We start from the raw sequence: 24,156 nt of genomic DNA, 5'->3' as shown, positions 1-24,156 counted from the left end.
CTGAGCCCCCCGGAGGCACCGGACGCAGGCCGCGGCCCGCCGTCGCCTTTCGCCCCGCGCCGCCGCCGTCTACATTGAAGGATGGAAGACACTCACACCGTCTGTTCCACCAGGCGTTCCCGCGCGGGAGGCTGCCATGACCCACCACCCCCTGACCCTGACCGACCGGCACCGCACGCTGGTGCTCCACGTCGTCGAAGACCACCCCGGCTCCTACTGCTGGCGCATCGTCGTGGAAGAGCGAGGCTGCGCCGCCGACTGCGACTCCACCATCGAATCGCCCGCCGCCTATCCCTCGCATGCGGAAGCCGAGGCGGCCTGCTGGGCGGCCGGCAACCGGCTGCTGGACGGCATCCGCCTGGCCGGCGAATCACGTGCCCACTGAAACGCGCGCCCGGGGGGCTGCGCAGCGACCCGCTTAGCCGCCGCTCAGTCGCCGCTCAGTCGCCGCTCAGTCGCCGCTCAGTCGCCGCCTGGCGCACGCTGCGCCCGGCAACCGCCCCAAGTGGCCGGTTCGGCAGCCCGTGCGTATTGTTCTTGCACCGCGCCATGGATGCGCTAGGCTGTAAGCCTCAGGGGCGGACGCATGTCTGTGCGCTGCCCCACCTTCCCGCATGGTCCCGTGTGGGAATTCCGCCGTTCCGACCCACCGCCGGCCCCGTGCCGGCGCAGGCCGCGTCGCCCCGGACGGCTGGCAAACGTGGGAGCGCGCCATGGCCAAGCCCGTTGTCAGTCCCCAGCGCTTCGTCGAGATGCTCAACGAGCGCCTGAGCAGGCACCCCCTGTACCGGGAGGGCATGCACGTCTACGCCATTCCCCAGCACAGCCCGCGCCCGCGCAGCCTGGTCTGCGTCGGCCCGCGCGGCACCGCCGGCGTGTGCGCCACCATCGAGGTCATCGTGCGCGGCGAATGCGACGTCTTTCCGGACATCGCCCAGGAGTGGGAGCTCAACGGCCCCCGCCCCGGCAGCCTGCCGCACTGAGCCCACCGCACTGAGCCCACCTCCAGCCAGCTTTCCCGTCACCCTTCCCGCCTGTCTCGGCGCCGTCTCAAACCCGCTCCAGCGGCCGGTGCGGCAGCGCCGGCAGCATGACTTCGATGGCATCGCCCGCGCGCACCGCGCCGCCCGCCAGCACCACCGCCATCACCCCTGCCCGGCGCACCAGCCTGCCGTCCGCGTCGCGGCCGAGCACCTCCTTGAGCAGGCCGGGCCGGAACGCTTCGATCTGCGCACAGGGATTGCGCAGGCCGGTCAGCTCCAGCACGGCCTCGGCGCCAAGCCGCAGGCGCGTGCCGACCGGCAGCGCCAGCAGGTCGAGCCCCGCCGTGGCGACGTTCTCCCCCAGCGCCCCGTGCCCGAGGCCGAAGCCCTGGGCCGACCACTGCGCCAGCAGTTCGTCCGCGATCAGGTGGACCTGGCGCAGGTTGGGCTGGCTGGGATCGACCGCCACGCGCGAACGATGCTGCACGGTGACGCCGGCGTGCGCGTCCCCCTCCACGCCGAGACCGGCCAGCAGGCGGATTTCCTGCACCACCTCCTTGCTGAAGCCGTGCACGGCGCTGCGCGCCACCGCGGCCACCCGGGCATCCGGCCCGGCGCCGGCCGCCCTCACGCAGCCTCCAGCGCCACCTGCGGCCGCACCGGCGCCGCCGCCGCATAGCCGGCCGCGAACACCAGCCGGCCGGCCGACCACGTATGCGTCACCAGCGGCTGGCCCGCCACCGTCGCCACCGCGACCAGGTCGGCGCGCAGGCCTGGAATCAGGCCACCGCGGTCTCCAAGGCCGCAGGCGCACGCCGGATTGGCGGTCACCATGGCGAGCGCGCGCCACAGTGGCTGCCCGGCCTGTTGCGCGGCGGCAAAGGCCGAAGGCACCAGCGTCGACGGCTGGTAGTCCGAACACAGGATGCTGGCCACGCCGGCGCGGATGGCGTCGATGGCGCGCATCGAGCCGCTCTGGCTCTTGCCGCGCAGTACATTGGGCGCCCCCAGGATGGTCGGCAGCGCCTGCTCGCACGCGGCGCGCGCCGTCTCCAGGTTGATGGGGAACTCGCTCATGCGCACGCCCAGCGCCCGCATGGCCTCGATGCGCTGCGGCGAGTCGTCGTCGTGGCTGGCGGCGGGGATGCCCAGCCGGCCCGCGCGCGCCAGCAGGCGCTCGACGCGCCCGGCCACACCCTCGCGCTCCTTCAGCTTGCGCTCGGCGACCTCGCCGGCCGCTTCGCGGCTCATGCCGTGGTTGCCCATCAGGTAGGCCAGGTAGGCTTCCACCGTCTTGAACTGCCCCTGGCCGGGCGAGTGGTCCATCACCGAGATCAGGTCGACCACGCCCTCGTCCATCAACTGCTCCAGCGCCGGCACCGCGGCCGCGTCGGTCACCTCGTAGCGGCAGTGCACGCGGTTGTCGACCAGGCTGTGCGCGCGGAAGGCGGCCACCCTGCGCACGATGTCGGAGGCCGTCTGGTTGTTGCGCACGCCGGCCTCGTGGCTGGAGAAGGACAACGCATGGAAGGGTGTGGTGATGCCCGCGGCGGCATTGCGCCGATCCACCTGCGCCACGGCGAAATCGAGCGGGAACAGCACGTTGGCGCGCGGCTCGGCCTCCTTCTCGATGGCGTCGCAGTGCAGGTCGACCAGGCCGGGCAGCAGGTACTGGCCGTGCAGGTCGACCACCTGCGCGCCGCGCGGCACGGCGGATGGTGCGGGCTCGATGGCGGCGATACGGCCGTCTTCGATCAACAGGGCGCTGTCGGCCAGTTCCTGGTCCGGCAGCATCAGATGGGCATGCGTCAGGTAGATCGGTGGCATGTTCGGTTCCATGGGCAAAGGGCCGGGCGGCCGCTCAGGCGGGCCGGGCGGCGGCGGCGGCGGGCACCATCGTTTCGCCCGTCGCCGGGCGCAGCGGCAGCAACCGTGTGGCGACGGCGTCGCGCACCGCCTCGTCGTGGAAGATGCCGACCAGGCAGCGCCCCTCGGCCAGCGTCTCGCGCATCAGTTCCACCACCACCGCGCGGTTGTCGGCGTCGAGCGAGGCGGTGGGCTCGTCCAGCAGCAGGATCGGGTGGCCGCCGATGAAGCCGCGCGCGATATTGACGCGCTGCTGCTCACCGCCGGAGAAGGTGGCCGGCGGCAGGCTCCACAGGCGGCCCGGCAGGTTCAGCCGCGCCAGCAGTGCCGCCGCGCGCTCGCGCGCGGCCTCCTGCGGCACGCCGCGCGCGAGCGCCGGCTCGGCCACCACATCCAGCGCCGAGACGCGCGGAATGGCGCGCAGGAACTGGCTGACATAGCCCACCACGTCGCGGCGCAACTGCAGGATGCGCTGCTCGGGCGCGCTGCTCAGCTCCACCCAGGCCTCGCCGGCGCCGGCCGGGTCGCGCAGGCGGATGCTGCCCTCGGTGGCCAGGTAGTTGCCATAGAGGCAGCGCAGCAGCGTGCTCTTGCCGGTGCCCGAGGGGCCGGCAAGCACCACGCACTCGCCACGCGCGGCGTCGAAATCGACCGCGTGCAGCACCGGCAGCCGCACGCCGCCCTGGTTGTGCAGCGTGAACAGCTTGCCGAGCCCGCGCACCTCGATCATGCGTTCGGTCATGCGCCCGGCCCCGGCCAGGGGACTCCGTACTTCGTCGTTCATGTTCAGACCTGCAGGATGGAGGAGACCAGCAATTGGGTGTAGGGATGCTGCGGATCGTCGAGGACCTGGTCGGTCAGGCCGCTCTCGACCACCCGGCCACCCTGCATCACCAGCGTGCGGTGCGCCAGCAGGCGCGCCACGGCGAGGTCGTGGGTGACGATGATGGCGGCCAGGCCGAGGTCGCCGACCAGGCGGCGCAGCAGGTCCAGCAGGCGTGCCTGCACCGACACGTCGAGCGAGGCGGTCGGCTCGTCCATGAAGACCAGGCGCGGATGCGTGACCAGGTTGCGGGCGATCTGCAGCCGCTGCTGCATGCCGCCGGAGAAGGAAGCCGGCGCGTCGTCGAGGCGGCCGAGGTCGATCTCCATCTTCTCCAGCCAGGCACCCGCCGCGGCGCGCAGGTCGCCGTAGTGGCGCTCGCCCACCGCCATCAGCCGCTCGGCGATGTTGGCGCCGGCGCTGACCTGCATGCGCAGGCCGTCGCGCGCGTGCTGGCGCACGAAGCCCCAGTCGGTGCGCGCCAGCAGGCGCAACCGCGCGCTCGACAGCGTGGCCAGGTCGGTCATGCCCTGTTCGCGCACATCGTAGTGCAGGCTGCCCGACTGCGGCGGCGCCTGCATCGACACCGCCTGCAGCAGCGTGCTCTTGCCCGAGCCGGACTCGCCGACCACGCACAGCACTTCGCCGGGATAGAGGTCGAAGCTCACGTGGTGGCAGCCATGCACGCCATCCCAGGTGCGGGTCACGTCCCGCACCGACAGCAGAGGACGGTCCGCGCTCATGCCGCGCCCTCCCCGCCATGCATGCCCTGCGTGCCGGCCTGCGCCTGCTGGCGTCCGGCGCAGTATTCCGTATCGGAGCAGACGAACAGGCGGGTGCCGCTGTCATCCATGATGATCTCGTCCAGGTAGCTGTCGGAGGCGCCGCACTGCGCGCAGCAGGTCGACCACTTCTCGACGGTGAAGGGATGGTCGTCGAAATCCAGGCTCTTGACGCTGGTATAGGGCGGCACGGCGTAGACGCGTTTCTCGCGCCCGGCGCCGAACAGCATCAGCGCGGGGCTGCGGTCGAGCTTGGGATTGTCGAACTTCGGGATCGGCGAGGGCCGCATCATGTAGCGCCCGTTGACCGTCACCGGATAGTCGTAGGTGGTGGCGATATGGCCGTGATGCGCGATGTCCTCGTAGAGCTTGACGTGCATGGCGCCGTACTCGGACAGCGCGTGCATGGTGCGCGTCTCGCGCTCGCTCGGCTCCAGCCAGCGCAGCGGCTCCGGGATCGGCACCTGGAACACCATGATCTGGCCTTCGGCCAGCGGCGTCTCGGGGATGCGGTGGCGCGTCTGCACGATGCTGGCCTGGGCGGTGCGCTCGGTGGTGCGCACCCCGGTCACGCGCGCGAAGAAGCGGCGGATGTTGATGGCGTTGGTGGTGTCGTCCGAGCCCTGGTCGATCACCTTGAGCACGTCCTGGCTGCCGATGATGGCGGCCGTGACCTGGATGCCCCCGGTGCCCCAGCCGTAGGGCAGCGGCATCTCGCGCCCGCCGAACGGCACCTGGTAGCCGGGAATGGCCACGGCCTTGAGCAGCGCCCGGCGCAGCATGCGCTTGGTCGATTCGTCGAGATAGCCGAAGTTGTAGTGGGCGTCGCGCGCGGCGCTGTTGTCGGTCGGCGCCGGCGCGGCGGCGGCCTGGGTCGGGATGGCAGCGTTCATGCCAGCGTCTCCTCTTGCGTTGCGGCAGGCTGCGGCGCGGCGGCGGCCGGCGCCGGCGCGGCGGCCTCGCGCTCGGCGCGCAGGCGGCGCAGCAGCTCCAGGTTGGCCTGGAAGTCCACGTAGTGCGGCAGCTTCAAATGCTGCGTGAAGCCCGAGGCTTCGACATTGTCGCTGTGGTACAGCATGAACTCGACATCGTTGGCGGGCGCGTCGGCGGCTTCGCCCAGCTCTTCGGCGCGCATCGCGCGGTCGGCCAGGGCCATCGACATCGCCTTGCGCTCCCCATAGCCGAACACCAGGCCGTAGCCGCGCGTGAAACGCGGGCCGGCCTCGGCATTGCCGCTGAACTGGCTGACCATCTGGCACTCGGTCAGCTCGATCTCGCCGACGGTGACGGCAAAGCCCAGCTCTTCCACGAACAGCTCCACTTCGGCGCAGCCGTAGCGGATCTCGGCCGCGAACGGGTGCGAATTGCCGTAGCCGCGCTGGGTCGAGTAACCCATCGACAGCAGGAAGCCCTCGTCGGCGCGCGCCAGGTTCTGCAGGCGCGTGGCGCGCTCGGCCGGCAACGTCAGCGGCTCGCGCGTCAGGTCGCGCGGCGCGGGATCGCCGGCGGCCGGCAGGTCCGGCTCGATCAGCGCTTCGCGCTCCAGCAGCTCGGTCACGCGCGGCATGGAGGCCGCCAGCGGCACCTCGGCGGGCGGCAGCGGGTCGGCGACGCGCTCGGCTTCCAGGCTGAAGTCAAGCAGGCGCTGCGTGTAGTCATAGGTCGGGCCCAGCACCTGGCCGCCCGGCACGTCCTTGTAGGTGGACGAGATGCGGCGGCGCAACTGCATGGTGCCGGTATCGAGCGGCACCGTGTAGCCGAAACGCGGCAACGTGGTGCGGTAGGCGCGCAGCAGGAAGATGGCCTCGATCAGGTCGCCGGCCGCCTGCTTGATGGCCAGCGCGGCCAGGTGAGGATCGTGCAGCGAGCCCTCGGCCATCACGCGCGACACCGCCAGTGGCATCTGCTCGCGGATCTGCGCCAGGCTCAGTTCCGGCACGGCGGGATCGCCGCGCCGGTACTCGTCCAGCAAGCGATAGGAATTCAGGATGGCGCGCTCGCCTCCCTTGACGGCCACGTACATCTCAGTCCTCCATGCGGGTGGTGCGCGGCAGCGCGCAGAAGCGCGCCCCGCTGGTCAGCATCAGGTCCACGCCGAGCGGGAAGCGCGCATGGTTGGCGCGCCATTGCGCGCGCAGCCCCGGCGGCAGTCCCTCCACCTGCAGCGCCTGGCGCTGGGCGATGCCGGGACCGCTCAGGCTCAGCGCCTCGCCCTGCTGCAGCGAGGCGACTTCCAGCAGCAACGTGGCGGAGCGGTCCGGATAGGCCGGATCGCCCTGCGCGCAGGCCGACAGGGCCGGGGCGTCGAAGCCCGCCGGCACCGCCACGAACGCCGCCGCCGCGGGCGTGTCCACCAGCGGGCACCCGCAGTGGAAACGCAGGAAATCGCGCGCGGCTGCCGGCACCTGCGCCGGCAGCCACACCGGCGTGTCGCCGTCGGCCAGCGTCAGCAGCAGCGCCGCCATGGCGGCGCCGAGACCCTGCGGCGCGCCGCAGGCGAGCGCGGGTGCCTGCACCCGCCCGGGGTGGGCCATGGCATCCAGGGCGGCACGGAACACCTGCTGCGCGTCGCCGACCGGGTCGTCGAAGCCGGCCACCAGGCCGGGACCGGCGCCACCGGGCGCCCGCAACTCCATCGTCTTGTCCATCTCAGTCCTCGCCCCTGACCATGGTGAAGAAATCCACGCGCGTCTGCGCCGCCACGGCGGCCTCGGCCGCGCGCCGGGCCGCGTGCGCCTGCGCCAGCGGCGCCAGCACCTTGGCCTCGATGCGCGCCTGCCACGACGGCAGCTGCAGCAGGGCATCCAGCACGGCTGCCTGTTCGGCATGGCGCAGGCTGCGCCCCTGCACATAGGCCACGCCGACTGCGGCGCCCTCGCTGCCCTCGCCATCCAGCGTGACGGCGCAGCGGCTGACCGTGGTCTCGCCCAGGTTGAACTGCGCTCCGGTGCCCCCGGCACGCGCGCGCACCATCGCCATGCCGCACTCCGGCCGGCGCAGGAAGCGCCAGGACGGCAGGCCGCCGGCCTCGCGCAGGCGGCCGAAAGCCGTATCCAGCGCCTCGTCGCCGGCCAGCGCCAGCACGCGCATCCAAGCCGCGCGCCCTGCCTGGCCAGGTGCCGCAGACGCCGCAGACGCCGCTCCGCCGTGCTGGCGGGGAATCCCGCTTTCGCTCATCATCACCCCTATACGTCTATACGTTTAGATGTAAAATTACCACCAACGGCAGCACTACACCATAGGCGCATGAAGCTTTGATGACGCACCCGCGGCGGAGTCGGACTCCTCGCACGGCGGCGCCACGCGGCACCGCAATGAGGCAAAATCGCACAATGACGATGAATGCTTGATGACAGAAGGCAAGGCAATGGCCGAACAAGAAGTCGAACGGGGTTCCGGCGTAGCGGTGTGGCGCCAGATCGGCGAGGCGCTCGCGCACGATATCCGCACCAAGCTGTACGGGCCGGGCGAGCAGCTCCCGCCCGAACCGGAGCTGGCGGCGCGCTTCGCCGTCAACCGCCACACCATCCGGCGCGCCATGGGCGAACTGGAGCAGAACGGACTGGTGCGCATCGAGCAGGGGCGCGGCACCTTCGTGCAGGAACACGCGATCGACTACGCCATCGGCCGCCGCACGCGCTTTTCGCAGAACCTGGCCAGCCAGGGCATGCGCGGCCACAACGAGGTCATGGAGGCGCAGACGCTGCGCGCGCCGGACATCGCCAGGCACCTGGGGCTGGCCCGCAGCGCGTCCATCCTGCGCGTGCAGACGGTGGGCAAGGCGGAGGAACGCACCATCGACGTGGCCGAGCACTACTTCGATGCCGGACGGTTCGACGGCCTCGACGAGCAGATGCGTACCACCAAGTCCATCTCGCGCGCGCTCGGCCACTATGGCATCGCCGACTACACGCGCAAGTGGACGCGCATCACCGCCACCCTGCCGAGCGCGCCGGTGGCACGCCTGCTGAACCAGCCCAAGACCCGGCCGGTGCTGCAGGTGGAATCCCTCAACGTGGACCTCGACGGCCAGCCGCTGCACTACAGCCTGGTGCGTTTCGCCGGCGACTGGGTGCAGCTCACGGTCGCCGATCCCGACTGAGCCGCCCGGCGCGGTGCCGGCAACGGCACGGCGGGCCGCCCTCACTGGTCTAGACATCTGTCTGTCATCTCTCAGCGATAACTTCGCCAGCATGGACACCTACACTTCCCAACCGACACCGCTCGCGGGCCTGACCGGCCGCCGCGTGCTGGGCGCCGACGGTATCGGCGCCGCCACCCTGCCCTTCAATGGCGGGCGCATCGCCACCGGCCGCAGCGCCGGCGCCTGCCTCGACGCCGGCGACCTGCTGGTGCTGCCCGGCATCGTGGACATCCATGGCGACGCCTTCGAGCGCGCGGTGATGCCGCGCCCCGGTGTCAGCTTCCCTTACCAGGCCGCGCTGTTCGACGTCGACCGCCAGTTGCTGGCACACGGCATCACCACCGAACTGCACGGCGTCACCCTGTCGTGGGAAGGCGGCCTGCGCGGCGAAGCCTACGCGCTGCGCATGTTCGACGCGCTGGAGCGCCAGCGTCCCTTCTTCGGCGCCAGCCATTTCGTGCACCTGCGCTTCGAGAGCTACCACCTGACCGGCATCGACACCGCGCTGGACTGGATGGCCAGCGGCAAGGTCAAGCTGCTCGCCATCAACGACCACCTGCCGGGCATGGCCAGGCGCCTGGGCGACGAGCTCAAGGTGGTGCAGTATGCCGACCGCGCCGAATGCGACAGCGACACCTTCCGCAGCCGCCTGCGCCAGGCCAGCCAGCACGCGGCCGAGGTGCCGGCGGCGATGGCGCGCCTGATCGCCGGCGCGCGCGCGGCCGGCCTGCCGGTGGCCTCGCACGACGATCCGGACCGCGCCACGCGCCAGCACTACCACCGCCAGGGCTGCGCCATCGCCGAGTTCCCGCTGACCGTGGAAACCGCCCAGATGGCGCGCCAGCTCGGCAACGACACGGTGTTCGGCGCCCCCAACGTGATGCGTGGCGGCAGCCACACCGGCGCGCCCGATGCCACCGAGATGGTCAGCGCCGGACTCTGCACCGTGCTGGCTTCCGACTACTACTACCCGGCCCCGCTGCAGGCGGCCTTCCATCTCGCCCGCCTCGGCGTGGCGAGCCTGCCGGCGGCCTGGGACCTGGTCTCACGCAATCCCGCGCGCGCGGCCGGCCTGCGCGACCGCGGCACGCTCGCGCCGGGACTGCGCGCCGACGCCATCCTGGTCGACGACAGCGTGCCAGGCTTCCCGCGCGTGTGCGCCACCATCGTCGGCGGCGTGCTGCGCCACGCCACCCAGGGCTTCGGCCTGGCCGCGCCGCAGCCGGCGCGCGCCGCCGCATGAATCCCGCGTGAGAGCCACATGAAGGCCGCCATCCAGCAAGCTCACCGCTACGCCGTCTACCTGGCGCCGGCCGAACCCTTCCGCGGCATCGGCAGCCGCTGGCTGGGGCGCTGCGCCGACACCGGCGCCGCCCTGCCCGCCGCGCCGGACGGCGAGGCCCCGCCGGCAGCCTGGACCCGCGCCCCGGCCCACTACGGCCTGCACGCCACGCTGAAGGCGCCCTTCCGCCTCGCGCAGGACCGCACCCCGCCCATGCTCGACGCGGCGGCCCGCGCCTTCGCCCGCGGCCGCCAGCCCTTTGCCGCCCGGCTGGCGCTGCGCAACCTGCGCGGCTTCCTGGCCTGGTGCCTGGACGACAGCCCCGCAGGCGACGAGGGCCGGCGCCACATGCATGCGCTGGCCGACGATGCCGTGCGCGGCTTCGACGCCTTCCGCGCGCCGCCCACGCCCGAGGACACCGCGCGCCGCCGCCCCGGGCAGCTCGGCGCCGCCGAACGCGAGATGCTGGCGCGCTGGGGCTACCCCTACGTGTTCGACACCTTTACCTTCCACATCACGCTGACCGGCCAGCTCGACCCGGCCGCGCAGCAGGATGCCACCGCGCGCCTGCAACGGCTGGCGGGCGGGCACGCCGCCACGGCGATGCCGGTCGCGCGCATCAGCCTCTACGTGCAGCCCGAGCCGGGCGCCGATTTCGTCGTGGCACGCCACTATGGCTTCTCGGGCGCGGTCGAGGACGGTGCGGGCGCGGCCTGGCTGGGGACGGCGGCATGATGGGCGGCATGAAGGGCGCCATGAGCGGCGCACTGGTCTACGTCATGGGCCCCTCCGGCAGCGGCAAGGACTCGCTGCTGCGCGCGCTGCGCGAAGGCCTTGCCGACGGCGATCCCGTGCTGGTGGCGCACCGCTACATCACCCGTCCGAGCGACGCCAGCGAAGCCTCGGTGGCCCTGACGCCGGCCGAGTTCTCGCGCCGCTCGGAACTGGGCTGCTTCGCCCTGCAATGGCGCAGCCACGGCCTGCACTACGGGGTCGGCATCGAGATCGACGCCTGGATGGCGCGCGGACTCACCGTGGTGGTCAACGGCTCGCGCGAGCATCTCGGCGCCGCCCACGCGCGCTACCCTGGCCTGCACGCCGTGCAGGTCCAGGTCCGGCACGAGGTGCTGGCCACGCGCCTGGCCGCGCGCGGGCGCGAGTCCGGCGAAGCAGTGGCGGCGCGCCTGGCGCGCGCCACGCAGCCCTTCGACCTGCCGCGCGGCTGCCGCCTGACCCGTCTCGACAACAGCGGCCCGCTCGAACAGGCCGCCGATGCCCTGCTGCGCCTGGTGCGCGCGCCGATCGCCGCCTGAGGGCGGCGCCTGACTCCCTCCCGTGGGCCTCAGCCCGCCGCACGCACGCAGCGCGCCGCCATGGCGAGATAGTGCGGCAGCGCGGGCGTGGCCAGCCCCACCACCTTCGCCAGATCGTCGTAGCGGCGCAGCCGCACGGCAGCCAGCGCATGCGGGCCGGCGGCGAAGGCTTCGGCCTGCTGCGCGTCGAACGGACCGCCCTGCAGCGCCAGGCTGTGCTGCGAGGCCGGCGACAGACCGGCATGGTAATCCGCGTCGCGGGCGCACAGATAGCGCTTGGCGGCCACGTGCAGGCGCACCGGCTCGGTCACTTCCGCGCCGAACAACGTCGCCAGCGCGTCCGCGCCGGCTTCCTGGTGGCGCATGTCCGTGGTACTGCTTTCGGCCAGCATCAGGTGCCCGATGTCGTGCAGCAGCGCCGCCACCACCAGCGGCTCGGGCTCGCCCGCCCGCTCGGCCTGCCAGGCGCACTGCAGCGCGTGTTCGGTCTGGCTGATGGCCTCGCCGCCGTAGTAGTCGTTGCCGTGTCCGGCGAAGAGGGCTTGGATGCGGTCGAGGGTCAGCATATCGGATGGGATGGTCATGGGGAAAATCGAAGGGATGCGCCAACGGTGCGCGCCAAGCCTGGTGTCTTGGCTCACTTTCCCCGCATGGGGAGAGGGTTGGGGAGAGGGGTGGTTCGGCAAGGCGCCACGCATGACGAAGCCGTCGGTGTGATCCAGCACGTGAGCGCAAAGACGAAGCCGAGGGTGTGTCCTGGCCAACGTGCTCAGTCAGCGCCTGCCCTCTCCCCCGGCCCCTCTCCCGCAAGCGGGAGAGGGGAGGCCGAAGGCGCGACGCGAAACGGATCGCGCTGGGTCAAGCCTCAGACCAGCACCTTGGCCTCAGACCAGCACCTTGCGGATCTGCGCGGACAGCACGTCGATCGCCGTGACGAAGGCGATCACGATGATCATCACCGCGCAGGTCTGCGCGTACTGGAAGCTGCGGATGATCTCCCACAGCACGGTGCCGATGCCGCCGGCGCCGACGATGCCGACCACCGAGGCCGAGCGCACGTTCGACTCGAAGCGGTACAGGCAGAACGAGATCCACAGCGGCAGCACCTGCGGGATCACACCGAACACGATCTCCTCCAGCGCGCAGGCGCCGGTGGCGCGCACGCCTTCGACCGGGCGCGGATCGATCGCTTCGACCGCTTCGGAGAAGAGCTTGGCCAGCACCCCCATGGTATGCACCCAGATCGCCAGCACGCCGGCGAACGGTCCCAGCCCGACGGCGACGATGAACAGCATGGCGAACACCATCTCGTTGATGGCGCGGCAGGCGTCCATCAGGCGGCGCACCGGCTGGTAGACGGCGGGCGGCACGATGTTCGATGAGCACAGCAGGCCCAGCGGCACCGCCATCACGACGGCGAGGAAGGTGCCCCAGATCGCGATCTGCACGGTCACCACCATTTCGTCGAGGTAGTTGCGCCAGTCGCGGAAATCGGGCGGGAAGAAGTCGGCGGCGAACTTGACCATGTTGCCGGAATCGCGCAGCAGGTCGAGCGGACGCATGTCGGCCCCCTGCCAGGACAGCGCCAGCATGGCGAGCACGATCGCCCAGACCAGCAGCAGCGGCAGCGAGGTGCGCGGCGGCCGGGCCGGCAGCTTGTTGGTGGCGGAGGAAGACATGGCGGGCCGGGGGGAGAAGGACATCGGTGGACTCGGAAAACGTGGCCGCGCGGGCCGGCCCTTGCCGGCCCGCGCGGGAAGCGGCGTTGACGCCTTACTGCGTGGCGGTGGAAGCGGCGGTTGCCTTGTCGAGTTCAGCCAGGCGGCGGGCGACGTCGGCCAGGCGCTTTTCCTTGTCGGCGGCGGCCAGGGTGGTGTCGGTTTCGATCTTCTGCTTTTCCTTGGCCAGTTCGATCTGGCGGATCGGCACCAGCTGGGCGTCGCTCGACGGACGGAAGCCCTGGTAGGTCAGCTTGGCCAGCACCTGCTTCTCGCGCTCGGCGTCGGCGCCCTTGCCGTAGTTGACGAAGAAGGTCTTGATCCTGGTCTTCAGGTCGGCCGGCAGGTCCTTGCGGTAGACCAGCGGATCGGCCGGGATCAGCGGCGACTTCCACAGCACGCGCACCTGGTCGTAGGCGTTCTTGCCGGTGTTGATGCGGTAGCGCTCCATGTTCTCGGTGTTGTTCACCGCCACGTCCACCTGCTTGTTCAGCACCGACAGCAGGTTCGACTCATGGTTGCTGATGCGCATGGCCTTGAAGAAGGTCTTCGGCTCGATCTTGTTGGCGCCCCACAGGTAGTAGCCCGGCACGGCGGTGCCCGAGGTCGAGTTCGGATCGCCCGCACCGTAGCTGAGCTCCTTGCCGCGCTTGAGCACGTCGTCCAGGGTCTTCAGGTCGCTGTCCTTGTTGACGATCAGCAGCGACCAGTATCCCGGGTTTCCGTCCTTGTCGATCACCGAAGCGAACACTTCGCCGCTGGCGCGGTCGACCGCCTCGATCGCCGACTTGTTGCCGAACCAGGCCACCTGCACCTTGTTGAAGCGCATGCCCTCGATGATGCCGGCGTAGTCGGAGGCGAAGAAGGGCTTGACCTGCATGCCGAGCGCCTTGCTCAGGTCGTCGATGACGGGCTGCCACGCCGCCTTCAGGTTGGACGAGGTCTCGGTCGAGATCAGGCCGATGTTGATCGTCTTGCCCTCCTGGGCGGCGGCCGGCACGGCGATGGCGCTCAGGGCGAGCACCGCGAGAAAGGTTCTGCGGAACATGGTGGACTCCAGTGGGGGGATGGCAAAGGCCGAGGGACAATCGGGTGGCCGGCGGCACACGGCCGCCGGCCGCGCGGGACGCCCGCGGGCGTCCCGCCAGGTTCAGGCGGCGACCAGGCCGGGCACGGCTGGCATCGCGCCGGCGCCGGCCGGCGCCGAGGGCTCGAGCAGCTCGGCGGCCTCGGTGCCGTACAGATCGCGCAGCATGGCCGCGCTGAGGGCTGCCGACGGGCCGTCGTAGACCACCTTGCCGTGGCGCAGCGCGACCACGCGCGGGCAGTAGCGCATGGCCACGTCGACCTGGTGCAGCGACACCACCACGGCCGTGCGGCGGCTGCGGTTGATCTGCGCCAGCAGCTCCATCACGCGCCGCGCGGATTCCGGATCCAGCGACGCGATCGGCTCGTCGGCGAGGATCACGCGCGCGTTCTGCACCAGCGTGCGGGCGATCGCGGCGCGCTGCTGCTGGCCGCCCGACAAGGTCGAGGCACGCTGAAATGCATAGTCGTCTATACCAACCTGGGCAAGCGCTTCCAGGCCGGCGTCGATCTCCTCGTTGCGGAAGAAACGGATCAGGCTGCGCCACAGCGGAATGCGCGGCAGCATGCCGGCAGGACGTTGGTGATCACCGGCAGGCGCCCGACCAGGTTGAACTGCTGGAAGACGAAGCCGATCTCGCTGCGCACCTGCCGCACATCGCTCGCCAGGCGCCCGCCGCGCTGCACGCAGCGGCCGTTGACGAGCACCTCGCCGTCACCGGCATCGCCCTGGGCAAAGCCGGCCACGTGGCGCAGCAGTGTGGATTTGCCCGAGCCCGAGGCGCCGAGCAGCGCGACCATCTCACCCGGCGCCACGGTCAGCGTGACGTTGTCGAGCGCCTTGCGGTCTGCGCGAAATGATTTAGACAGGCCGCGCACTTCGATTGCATGCGTCATGCCGCTTCTCCTTGCTTGAACGGTGCGCAGATTCTGGCCGGTGCGGATGACAGAACGATGAAGCCGCGCGGCGAAGGCGTTCGACGCATGGGCGCCGGGATAACGAGGCACCCGCGCCACCCCGCCCCGTCCGCCGCGTCACGCCGGCATCACAGAGTCGTCACCGCTCCGTCACTCAGCCGCCATCAAGCCGCCATCAAGCCGTCGACGCGGATTCACGCGCGTTCACGCCAGCGCCGTGTCACAGCGCCGTGTCACAGCGCCTCAGCGCCTCAGCGCGCGGCGGCCTGCAGCGTATCGCCGGCCGACGCACGCCCCCTGCCGGCGGCCTTGGCGCGGTAGAGATTGTCGTCGGCGCGGCGCAGCAGGCTGGCCAGGTCGTCGTCGCCCCGCAGCACCGCCACGCCCACGCTGGCACCCAGCCTGGCCTCGCCCTCCGGCAGCGGGAACGGCTGCCGCGCCGCCTCCACTACCTTGGCGGCGAACAGCAGCGCATCCTGTTCCGCCCGCATGCCTTCGAGGATGGCCGCGAACTCGTCGCCGCCGAAGCGCGCGGCCTCGTCGCCGGCGCGCAGCGCAGCGCACAGCCGTTCGCCGAACACCTTCAGCACGAGGTCGCCGGCGGCGTGGCCATGGGTGTCGTTGACCGCCTTGAAGTGGTCGAGGTCGACGAACAGCAAGGCCAGCGTATTGCCCGTGGCGCGCGCCGCGCGGATCGCCGCTTCGGCGGCGCTTTCGAAGCCCGCGCGGTTCAGCAGGCCGGTCAGGTGGTCGGTCAGGCTGGCGCGCAGCAGCCGCTCTTCCTCGCGCTTGCGTTCGGTGATATCGGACAGCACCGCATGGAAGCCGACGACACTGCCACTGCCGTCGCGCTGCGGCAGATAGGTGCTCTCGACGTAATGCTTGACACCGTTGCGCATGCGCGCGCGCTCGAACACCACGCGCTCGCCCTGCAGCGCCAGCCGCACGTGCATAGCGATATCACGGTACTCGGCGTCGCCGAGGAAGGCGTGCAGCGTCTTGCCGATGACCTCGCCGCGGCCGACGCCGAAGCCGCGCTCATACGACAGGTTGACGAAGCGGTAGACCTCGTCGCGGTCGATATAGGCGACCAGCCCCGGGATGGCATCGGCCAGCGCGCGCAGCGTGGCCTCGCTGCGCGCGACCGCGTCGGCATTGACCTTGTCCGCGCTGATGTCGCGGATCACCGCCGAGAAGCGCTCGATGCGGCCGCTGTCGTCATGGTGGGCGATGATCATCTCGCTGGCGGCAAAGGGCGCGCCGCCGCCCAGCATGGTGGTCTCCCCCAGCCACATGCCATGCCGGCCGGCATGCGGCAGGATCTCTTCGGCCAGCCGCCGCATGGTCTCGGGCGGATGGAAATCGGCATAGCTGTGCCCTGCCAGCGGCGCGGCCGCGCCGAGGCCCGCGCGCCGCCGGCCGGCCGGATTCAGGTAGATCAGGTTGCCGCGCGCATCGAGCTGGGCGAAGAAGTCGGACGAGGCGTCGAAGATCTCCAGCAGGTGGCGCCGTTCGCTCTCCGCGCTCTCGCGCGCCGTCACGTCCTCGATGGCGCCGACGAAGCCGCGGAAGGTCCTGCCCAGCATCACCGGCCAGCTGCTGACCGCGATCGCGCGCACCTCGCGCCCGCGGCCGTGCTCGATATGCTGGAGCGCCCGGTAGGGGACGCGCCGGCTGACCGCGTGCTGCCAGGCGTCGCGCACGCCGGCCCGCTCCTGGGGCACCAGCAGGTCGTCCCAGTGCAGCGTACTGCCAGCCTCCAGGCCCGTGATGCGGCGATAGGCTTCGTTGACGCTGACGGTGCGCCCCTGGGCATCGGTACGGAAGTAGCCCAGCGGCGAGGCGTCGATGATGGCCGTGGTCACGCTGCGGCGCGTCTCCAGCTCGTCGAGCAGCGCGTCGAACTCCACCGTCAGCGCGTGCACGATCTCGCCGCGGGGCGGGACGTCCTGCGCGCCCGGACGCGGCACCGGGTCGGTGGAATCGCGCGTGGCCATGATATGGCGGATGCCGCGCCGGAGCCGGTCCAGCGATGCCGTGATCCAGCCGCACGCCAGCCAGGCCAGCAGCATCGACAGCGCCGTGCCGCCCAGCACGCCGGCCACGGCCGGCGGCTGCCAGACCGCCGTCGCGGTCAGCAGCAGCGCGCTCGTGGCGCCGGAAAACACGATGATGCGGCTTCGGATCGACCAGGGCATGTGAGGAATTCCGCGGCAAGCGCCACGGGAGCCGCGCGCGCCGCGCGCCACACCGTGGCAGGCGACTAGCCTACGTCGATTCCGGGTCGAAAGGAAGCCACCGCCCCCCAGGCGCCGGGACGATGGGGCGGAAACAAGGAGAAAGCGGGAGAGCGCCCGGCGCGGCGGCCGCTGCCGCGCCCTCCGCGCCGCGCCTCAGTGCGCCACCATGAACACGTTGACGCAGTCCTCGAGCTGCTGGGCCTGCCGCTCCAGCCGCGCCGCGCCTTCGGCGGCCTGCTCGACCAGCGCCGCGTTGCGCTGCGTCAACTGTGCCACCTGCCCCACCGCGCGGTCGATGTGGCCGATCTCCTGGCTCTGTTCGCGGCTGGCGCCGGCGATGGCCATCACGCTCTCCATCAGCTTGCCGACGGTGTCCTCCACCCCGCCCATCGACGCCCCCGCCGCGTCCGCCGCGGCGCCGGCAAGCCCGATCGAGCGGCTCGAATCGTCCAGCAGCTGCTTGATCTCGCGCGCCGCGGCGGCGGTCCGCTGCGACAGGCTGCGCACCTCGCCGGCCACCACCGCGAAGCTGCGCCCGCCCTGCCCGGCGCGCGCAGCCTCGACCGCCGCGTTGAGCGCCAGGATATTGGTCTGGAAGGCGATGCCGTCGATCATCGAGGCAATCTCGCCGACCTTGAGCGACTGCCGGCCCAGCGCCTCGGCCAGCCCGACCACCTTGCGCACCTCGCCGTTCGCCGCCGCGGCGGCGGCCGCGGCCTGCCGGGCGGCGTCGCGCATGCCGTCGGCGCCGCTGGCATTGCGGCGCGCGCTGGCCGTGATCTGCGACAGGCTGGCGGTGGTCTGCTCGACCGTCGCCGCCTGCTCCTCGTTGCGCTGCGACAAGTCCGCGTTGCTGTCCGCCTGGCTGCGTGCCGCGGCACGGATGACGTCGGCGGCGCCGCGCGCGTCCAGCAGCACGCCGACCAGGCGCGCGTTCATCTGGTTCAACACGCGCCCGAGCAGGCGCGTCTCGGCATCGCCGCGCTCGGGAAAGCGCTGCTGCACGCTGCCGCTGGAGACCGCGAAGGCGGTCGCGTTGAGCTGCTTGAGCGGCAGCAGTACCTGGTGCGACAGGTAGGCGGCGGCCCCCACGCCCAGCGCGGCGCCCGCGGCGAACAGCGCCCAGCCCACGGCGCCGTGCGCCGCGCCGCCCGCCCCGGGGAAGGCGGCCCACAGCGCCTGCGCCAGCATGGCCAGCACCAGCGCCAGCATCACGCCCCACAGGCGCACATGGACCGGGCTGCCCAGCACGCGGCCGGCCAGCCCGGCCAGACCCGTGCGCCTGACCTCGCCGCCGCGCAGCTCGAAGGTGCGGTCCCGGCCGGCGCGGATCTTGCGGTAGAGCGCATCCGCCGCCCGCACCTGCGCCGGCGTCGGGCGGGTCCGCACCGACATGTAGCCGACCTTGCGTCCGGCGGCGAACATCGGCGTGACGTTGGCCAGCACCCAGTAGAAGCCGCCGTCGGCACGGCGGTTCTTGACCACGCCGGTCCACGGGCGGTCGGCCTGCAGCGTGCGCCACATGTCGGCGAATACCTTGGCCGGCATGTCGGGATGGCGCACGATGTTCTGCGGCGCGCCCAGCACCGCCTCGCGGGGGAAGCCGCTGCTGCGCAGGAAGGCCTCGTTGGCATAGGTGATGCGGCTCTCGGTATCGGTGCGGGTGACGATCACTTCACCGTCCGGCAGCACGTACTCGTTGTCGTTGATCGGTAGGTTCTCGCGCATGGTCTTGCCTGTGGGTAGATATCCGCGCGCTTCTTGCCGCCGTCGGCAAGCGTGATCCGGGACCAGCCGCCTCCGGCGCGCGCGCGGTGCGGACTGGCGGCGGGCCCTAGCCGGCCCCGCCTTCGCCCGCGCCGCTCGTCTTCAGGAAATGCAGCAGCTCGCCGATCGGCATCGGCCGCGCCAGCGCGAAGCCCTGCGCGTACTGGCAGCCCTCGGCCTCGAGGAAACGCAGTTCCTCGCGCGTCTCCACGCCCTCGGCGATCACGCCCACGCCCAGCGCCGAGGCCAGGTGCAGGATGGCGCGTACGATCTTGCCCGCGGACGCGCCCTGGCGGATGCCGGCGATCAACTGGCGCGCGATCTTCAGCGAGGCGAGCGGGATATGCCCGAGGTAGCCCAGGTTCGAGTAGCCGGTGCCGAAATCGTCGATATAGATGTCCACGCCGGCGCGCGTCAGGCTTTCGAGCGCCGCGGTGGAGCCGTCATCCTGCGCCACCAGCGCGCCTTCGGTGATCTCGATCTTGAGCGCGCCCGCGGGCAGGCCGGCGCGTGCCAGCAGGGCTTCCAGCTTGCCGCTGAGACCATGCGCATGCAGTTCGTCGGCCGGCATATTGACCGACACGCTGAACGGCCGGGCCAGCTCGGCACGGGTGCGTGCAAGGTCCTGGCAAGCGCGTTCGAGCACGAAATCGGTCAGCTTGCCGCCGAGCCCGAGATCGTGCACCACCGGCAGGAACTCGGTCGGCGGCACCGGACCGAGCGTGCGGGAATTCCAGCGCACCAGCGCTTCCGCTCCGACCGCCTGCCCCTTGCGCAGGTCGAACATCGGCTGGTAGGCCACCCACAGCTCGCCGGCGCTGAAGGCGCGCCGGATCGCCTGGTAGATCTGGTGGTAACGCTCGGCGTTGCGCTTGAGCGTGGGCGAGTAGTGCTTGGTGCGGCCGCGCCCTTCCCGCTTGGCTTCGTAGAGCGAGATGTCGGCCTGCTTGAACAGGGCCTTGCTGTCGCCGCCATCGTCGGGAAAACGGCTGACGCCCATGCTGGCGCCGACATAGAGCGTCATGCCGGGCAGCACGATGGGCGCCTCGACCTGGTCGGAGATGCGCTGCAGCAGAGCCTCGCGGTCGCCTTCGGTAAGCGGCCCGGCCAGCGCGATGGTGAATTCGTCCCCGCCGAGCCGCGCCACGATGTCGCTGCCCCGCACCGCGCCGGCCAGGCGCGCGGCCACCTTGACCAGCACCTGGTCGCCGATGTCGTGGCCCAGCGCATCGTTGATGCCCTTGAAGCGGTCGAGGTCGATCAGCACCAGGGTCACGCCCTGGCAGCGCTCGCTGCTGGCCGACAGCAGGGCGTCGAGACTGTCGAAGAAGCTGGCGCGGTTGTGCAGCTTGGTCAGGTCGTCGTAACAGGCCAGTTCGCGCAGGCGGCGCTCGGCCTCGAGCCGGAAGGTGACGTCGCGCCCGGCCGACACATAATGGGTTATCCGGCCCGCAGCATCACGCAGCGGCGTGATCACTTTCTCTTCCGAAAAGAGAGAACCGTTCTTCTTGCGGTTGAGGAAAATTGCTTCGAACGATTTACCGGAGGCAATCACGGACCATAATTCCCGGTAGAAATCGTCGCCCATCTCGCCCGATTTCAATATCGCCAGGCTTCGCCCTACGGCCTCAGCGCGGGAATAACCTGTCAGCTTCTCGAAGGCGTGGTTCACATAGATAACACGCCCGTTCGGCTCGGTAATGACAATCGAATCGCCCGCCTGCTCCATGGCGAAGGCGTAGAGCGAAAGATTATCAGTCGCGCAGGCCGGACCGCACCGCCCCGTTTCACCGGCACACCTGAGCTGCATCGCCACCTGACCCCGTCTTGAAAACCCGGGGAAAAGACGCAGCGCCGCGCCCGCCCCCGGGTGAGCCCGCACCAGAAAAAAATGGGCTCGATATTTTATTCAATAATCCGACCCCACGCGCGCCCGAAACCCCATGACAAGTGCCTCGCGCGACATTTCAGCGCGCGCGAACGTCATTTATGCGGCACCTGGTTCTGCGCCCGGGTCGCCGCCCTCCGATACAAGCCGGCCGAATAATTGTATTGATTTAACTCAAGCCGGATCCGGGCCAGTATGTGTATAGTCGCGCCCCGTGTAAAGCAATATAAATTGATACGGAGGCAGTAGCTCTACTTATGGCTCGCAGACCCACCATCGAGCAGCTGCGCATGTTCGTCGCCGCCGCGGAACACCACAGCTTCACGCTGGCCGCGCGCGCGATGCACAAGACGCAGGCGGCCGTCAGCATGCAGATGCGGCAGCTCGAAGAGATCGCCGATGCCAGGCTGTTCGAGCGCGGTGCGCGGCAATCGATGCTGACCGGGGCCGGCGAGGCGCTCTATGCCTATGCCAAGGAAATGATCTCGCTGGAAGACGAGGCCTGGGGCGCGCTGCGCGACAGCGCCCGGGCCCGCCTGCGCGTGGGGGCGCCCGAGATCTACCTGCCGCTGCTGGCCGAGGTGCTGCGGACCTTCGCCGAGAGCCGGCCGGAACTCTGCATCGAACTGGTGTCCGCCTCCACCCTTCAGCTTGCCCAGCGCCTCAAGGACGGCCGCCTCGACGCCGCCATCGGCGTACGCGGCCGCTATCTGGACGGCGAACTGCTGTGCCGCCAGCCGATGCGCTGGGTCTCGCACAGCTCGGCCGCCGAGATCTGGCTGCGCTCGCCGCTGCCGGTGGCGCTCTACGAGCCGGGCAGCACGGCCCGCACCCATATGCTGGACGCGCTGCAGCGGACCGGCGTGCGCCATCTCTGCGTGCATGAAAGCAATTCGGTGACGGGCGTGCTGGCCGGCGTGCATGCCGGCACCGCGGTGGGTGCGGTGCCGGCGCAGGCCGCGGTCGGCCCGGTGCGCCTGCTCGGCGCCTTCGACGGGCTGGCGGAGATCGAGCCGCTCGACATCATCGCCGCGGCGGGGCGGGACCCTGCCCCGCCGGCGCGCCGCGACTTCCTCGACGCGCTGGCCACCGCCTCGCGGCACTGGGACATCACGCTCCAGTAACCGCCGCCGCGCCTCGGGGCACCTCGGGAACCGCTCAGGGCTTCGGCCGCACCGCGTCGGCGGTGCCCTGGATGAAGGCCTGGATCTTCACGACATCGTCGGCGCTCAGCTTGCCGGTGAAGTCCGGCATGCCGCGCGAGACGAAGGGGCCGTTGAACAGCATCTTGTCGAGATGCTCGATCGGGCCCGCGCCGACATAGGCCAGGTTGGGGATGTTGCCGCCCTTGTCGACGCCCGGCACCCCGTGGCAGAACACGCAGTTGTTGACGTAGAGCTTCTTGCCGGCCTCGACGTGAGCGGGGTCGTACTTGACGCCGCTCAGCAGCTCCGCCATCGGATACGCGCTCCACTCCGGTGCCTTGGCCTTGCCGCCGAGGGCGAAGGTGTACACCGTGCCCGGCGCCTGGCGGTCGGTGGCACGCGCGCTCAGCCCGAACACGCCGCCCCAGCCCACCGCCACCGACACGTACTGCTTGCCGTCGACGAGATAGGTGACGGGCGGCGCCACCACGCCGGTGCCGGTGGGCGCCTGCCACAGCTTCTCCCCCGTGGCCGCGTCGTAGGCGATGAAGCGGCCGTCGGCGGTGCCCTGGAACACCAGCTTGCCGGCCGTGGTCAGCGTGCCGCCGTTCCACGGGCTGGCATAGTCCTGCTGCCAGGCGGCCTTCTGCCGCACCGGGTCCCAGGCGATCAGGCGGCCGAATGGCTTGCTGGCCGGCGGCGCCTCGTTGACCAGCATGCCGAGATTCCAGCCCACGCCGCTGTGCGCCTCGGCCGAGTCCTTCTGGTTGTGCTCCCAGCGCTTGTCGTCGGCCAGCGTGAGCGGCACGTGCTGGGCCGGAATATAGGCCAGGCCCAGCTGCGGGTTGAACGACATGGCGTGCCAGTTGTGCGCGCCGAACGGCCCGGGCACCGCGTCCACCGGCTTGCCCGAGGTGTCGAACAGCGGCGTCTCGATGGGCCGCCCGTCCTGGTCGTAGCCGCTGGCCCAGTTGACGTCGACGAAGTTCCTGGCCGAGATGAACTTGCCGTTGGTGCGGTCGATGACGAAGAAGAAACCGTTCTTGGGCGCGTGCAGGATGACCTTGCGCGGCTGCCCGTCGATCTTCAGGTCGGCCAGGATGATGTCCTGGGTCGAGGTGTAGTCGGCGTTGTCCCCCGGCGTCTCCTGGTAGTGCCACACGTACTTGCCGGTGTCGGGATCGAGCGCGACGATCGACGCCAGGTAGAGGTTGTCGCCACCCTTGGGGCTGCGCTGCTTGCGGCTCCACGGGCCGCCGTTGCCGGTGCCGATATAGAGCAGGTTCAGGCCGGGATCGAAGGCCATGCTGTTCCAGACCGTGCCGCCGCCGCCGTTGACCCAGTACTTGCCGCTCGGGTCCCAGGTCTTGGCGGCCTTCGCCATCGCCTCGTTCTCGTAGGGCCTGGCCGGGTCGCCGGGCACCGTGAACCAGCGCCACTTCTGCGCGCCGGTGGCGGCGTCGTAGGCGGTGACATAGCCGCGCGCGCCGTACTCCGCGCCACCGTTGCCGATGATGACCTTGCCCTTGACCACGCGCGGCGCGCCGGTGATGGTGTAGGAATGGCGGTGGTCGGCGATGGTGTCGCGCTCCCACACTCTCTTGCCGGTGGCGGCATCGATGGCGACCAGGCGGCCGTCGAAGGTGCCGACGTAGACCTTGCCCTGGTACAGCGCCACGCCGCGGTTGACCACGTCGCAGCAGCCCTTGTAGCCGAGCCGGCGCGGCACCTGCGGATCATAGGTCCACAAGCGCCGGCCGCTGCGCGCGTCCACCGCATGCACGACGCTCCAGGGCGCCGACACGTACATGACGCCGTCGACCACGATCGGCGTGGCCTCGACCCCGCGCGTCGACTCCAGGTCGTAGCTCCAGGCCAGGCCCAGCTCCTTGGCATTGCCCGTGTTGATCTGGTCCAGCTTGCTGAAGCGGGTCTCGCCGTAATCCAGCCCATAGGACGGCCAGTCCGCCGTGCGCGCCGCGTTGGCCTGGATGCTCGCGCCGTCCACGCGTGCCGTGATGGCGCGCAGGCGCGCCACGCCCGGGCCGGCGCTGTCCTGCGCGCCGCCCGCCGCGCCCGCCGGCGCCGGCAGCAAAGCGCCTGCCGCCAGTGCCGCCGCCAGTGCCGCCGTCATCCCGCGGCGCGCCATCCGTGCGCCATCGGCCTTGCCTGTCGAATCCTTCATGGTCGTCTCCATATAT

Annotated in this window: 22 protein-coding genes and 1 pseudogene; 7 read left to right on the top strand and 16 right to left on the bottom strand. The window is 70.9% G+C overall.

The genetic code is table 11. The features are described from left to right. The first annotated feature begins 136 nt into the window (after positions 1–136). Together BKK81_RS27760 and BKK81_RS27755 are read left to right on the top strand one after the other, a co-directional pair. Positions 137–385: a hypothetical protein gene (locus tag BKK81_RS27760; RefSeq protein WP_071019570.1), complete on the top strand. Its 249-nt coding sequence runs from the start codon at positions 137–139 to the stop codon at positions 383–385. A gap of 328 nt (positions 386–713) precedes the next feature. Continuing rightward, the gene (locus BKK81_RS27755; protein WP_071019567.1) at positions 714–983 is read left to right on the top strand and encodes a hypothetical protein; all 270 of its coding nucleotides are present in this window, start codon (positions 714–716) and stop codon (positions 981–983) included. A 67-nt stretch (positions 984–1,050) separates the two neighbouring features. Here BKK81_RS27755 and BKK81_RS27750 read toward each other — a convergent pair whose 3' ends face one another. The 8 genes from BKK81_RS27750 to phnG are packed head-to-tail and all read right to left on the bottom strand — an operon-like array spanning position 1,051 to position 7,544. Further along, a complete protein-coding gene (locus BKK81_RS27750) occupies positions 1,051–1,614 on the bottom strand; it encodes an MOSC domain-containing protein (protein WP_071019564.1) in 564 nt (187 codons plus the stop codon). Further along, positions 1,611–2,810, bottom strand: a complete 1,200-nt coding sequence (locus tag BKK81_RS27745; protein WP_071019562.1) for an alpha-D-ribose 1-methylphosphonate 5-triphosphate diphosphatase — start codon at positions 2,808–2,810, stop codon at positions 1,611–1,613. Before BKK81_RS27745 ends, BKK81_RS27750 begins: the two co-directional genes overlap by 4 nt. 34 nt (positions 2,811–2,844) lie before the next feature. Next, positions 2,845–3,633, bottom strand: coding sequence for a phosphonate C-P lyase system protein PhnL (gene phnL, locus BKK81_RS27740; RefSeq protein WP_231908111.1), 789 nt, complete (start codon positions 3,631–3,633; stop codon positions 2,845–2,847). A gap of 2 nt (positions 3,634–3,635) precedes the next feature. Beyond that, the gene (phnK, locus tag BKK81_RS27735) at positions 3,636–4,415 is read right to left on the bottom strand and encodes a phosphonate C-P lyase system protein PhnK (protein WP_071019557.1); all 780 of its coding nucleotides are present in this window, start codon (positions 4,413–4,415) and stop codon (positions 3,636–3,638) included. Continuing rightward, the gene (locus tag BKK81_RS27730) at positions 4,412–5,347 is read right to left on the bottom strand and encodes an alpha-D-ribose 1-methylphosphonate 5-phosphate C-P-lyase PhnJ (RefSeq protein WP_071019555.1); all 936 of its coding nucleotides are present in this window, start codon (positions 5,345–5,347) and stop codon (positions 4,412–4,414) included. The genes phnK and BKK81_RS27730 overlap by 4 nt, the downstream gene beginning before the upstream one ends. Continuing rightward, positions 5,344–6,477, bottom strand: coding sequence for a carbon-phosphorus lyase complex subunit PhnI (locus BKK81_RS27725; protein WP_071019552.1), 1,134 nt, complete (start codon positions 6,475–6,477; stop codon positions 5,344–5,346). Before BKK81_RS27725 ends, BKK81_RS27730 begins: the two co-directional genes overlap by 4 nt. Position 6,478: 1 nt before the next feature. Beyond that, positions 6,479–7,102 (bottom strand): phosphonate C-P lyase system protein PhnH, encoded by a 624-nt coding sequence (phnH, locus tag BKK81_RS27720; RefSeq protein ID WP_156811466.1) that lies wholly within the window; start codon positions 7,100–7,102, stop codon positions 6,479–6,481. 1 nt (position 7,103) lies between these two features. Continuing rightward, on the bottom strand, positions 7,104–7,544 hold the full coding sequence (gene phnG, locus BKK81_RS27715; RefSeq protein ID WP_071019550.1) for a phosphonate C-P lyase system protein PhnG: 441 nt from the start codon (positions 7,542–7,544) through the stop codon (positions 7,104–7,106). Positions 7,545–7,821: 277 nt separating this feature from the next. Between phnG and phnF the strand changes: the two genes are divergently transcribed. The 4 genes from phnF (at position 7,822) to phnN (ending at position 11,193) form a co-directional block, all read left to right on the top strand. Further along, positions 7,822–8,556: a phosphonate metabolism transcriptional regulator PhnF gene (gene phnF / locus BKK81_RS27710; protein WP_071019548.1), complete on the top strand. Its 735-nt coding sequence runs from the start codon at positions 7,822–7,824 to the stop codon at positions 8,554–8,556. 91 nt (positions 8,557–8,647) lie between these two features. After that, entirely contained in the window at positions 8,648–9,841 is a 1,194-nt protein-coding gene (locus BKK81_RS27705; RefSeq protein WP_071019545.1) for an alpha-D-ribose 1-methylphosphonate 5-triphosphate diphosphatase, read from the top strand. A gap of 18 nt (positions 9,842–9,859) precedes the next feature. After that, entirely contained in the window at positions 9,860–10,615 is a 756-nt protein-coding gene (locus tag BKK81_RS27700; RefSeq protein WP_071019543.1) for a DUF1045 domain-containing protein, read from the top strand. A 20-nt stretch (positions 10,616–10,635) separates the two neighbouring features. Further along, on the top strand, positions 10,636–11,193 hold the full coding sequence (phnN, locus tag BKK81_RS27695; RefSeq protein WP_231908110.1) for a phosphonate metabolism protein/1,5-bisphosphokinase (PRPP-forming) PhnN: 558 nt from the start codon (positions 10,636–10,638) through the stop codon (positions 11,191–11,193). 29 nt (positions 11,194–11,222) lie between these two features. On the opposite strand, the gene BKK81_RS27690 is transcribed toward phnN, so the two are convergent. From BKK81_RS27690 to BKK81_RS27660, 7 genes and pseudogenes are all read right to left on the bottom strand, one after another. After that, entirely contained in the window at positions 11,223–11,759 is a 537-nt protein-coding gene (locus tag BKK81_RS27690; RefSeq protein ID WP_071022456.1) for a phosphonate degradation HD-domain oxygenase, read from the bottom strand. Positions 11,760–12,077: 318 nt separating this feature from the next. Beyond that, entirely contained in the window at positions 12,078–12,872 is a 795-nt protein-coding gene (gene phnE, locus BKK81_RS27685) for a phosphonate ABC transporter, permease protein PhnE (protein ID WP_071019537.1), read from the bottom strand. Between the two features lie 94 nt (positions 12,873–12,966). Next, positions 12,967–13,959 carry a phosphonate ABC transporter substrate-binding protein gene (gene phnD, locus BKK81_RS27680; protein ID WP_071019534.1) on the bottom strand — a complete coding sequence of 331 codons (993 nt, stop codon included), beginning with the start codon at positions 13,957–13,959 and terminating at the stop codon, positions 12,967–12,969. Positions 13,960–14,061: 102 nt separating this feature from the next. Beyond that, a pseudogene (phnC, locus tag BKK81_RS27675) lies at positions 14,062–14,894 on the bottom strand (phosphonate ABC transporter ATP-binding protein). Positions 14,895–15,166: 272 nt separating this feature from the next. Further along, positions 15,167–17,113, bottom strand: coding sequence for a diguanylate cyclase (locus BKK81_RS27670; protein WP_071019532.1), 1,947 nt, complete (start codon positions 17,111–17,113; stop codon positions 15,167–15,169). Positions 17,114–17,308: 195 nt separating this feature from the next. Continuing rightward, positions 17,309–18,883 (bottom strand): methyl-accepting chemotaxis protein, encoded by a 1,575-nt coding sequence (locus tag BKK81_RS27665; RefSeq protein WP_071019529.1) that lies wholly within the window; start codon positions 18,881–18,883, stop codon positions 17,309–17,311. Positions 18,884–18,989: 106 nt separating this feature from the next. Next, on the bottom strand, positions 18,990–20,732 hold the full coding sequence (locus BKK81_RS27660) for a putative bifunctional diguanylate cyclase/phosphodiesterase (protein WP_083384483.1): 1,743 nt from the start codon (positions 20,730–20,732) through the stop codon (positions 18,990–18,992). Between the two features lie 335 nt (positions 20,733–21,067). On the opposite strand from BKK81_RS27660, the gene BKK81_RS27655 reads away from it, so the two are divergent. Next, on the top strand, positions 21,068–21,934 hold the full coding sequence (locus BKK81_RS27655) for a LysR family transcriptional regulator (protein ID WP_071019523.1): 867 nt from the start codon (positions 21,068–21,070) through the stop codon (positions 21,932–21,934). A 34-nt stretch (positions 21,935–21,968) separates the two neighbouring features. Here BKK81_RS27655 and BKK81_RS27650 read toward each other — a convergent pair whose 3' ends face one another. Next, positions 21,969–24,140 carry a PQQ-dependent dehydrogenase, methanol/ethanol family gene (locus tag BKK81_RS27650; RefSeq protein ID WP_071019521.1) on the bottom strand — a complete coding sequence of 724 codons (2,172 nt, stop codon included), beginning with the start codon at positions 24,138–24,140 and terminating at the stop codon, positions 21,969–21,971. Positions 24,141–24,156: the final 16 nt, after the last annotated feature.

The organism is Cupriavidus sp. USMAHM13 (genome assembly GCF_001854285.1).
In the GTDB taxonomy this organism is placed as follows: domain Bacteria; phylum Pseudomonadota; class Gammaproteobacteria; order Burkholderiales; family Burkholderiaceae; genus Cupriavidus; species Cupriavidus malaysiensis.
This window is presented reverse-complemented; position numbering and strand designations above follow the sequence as displayed.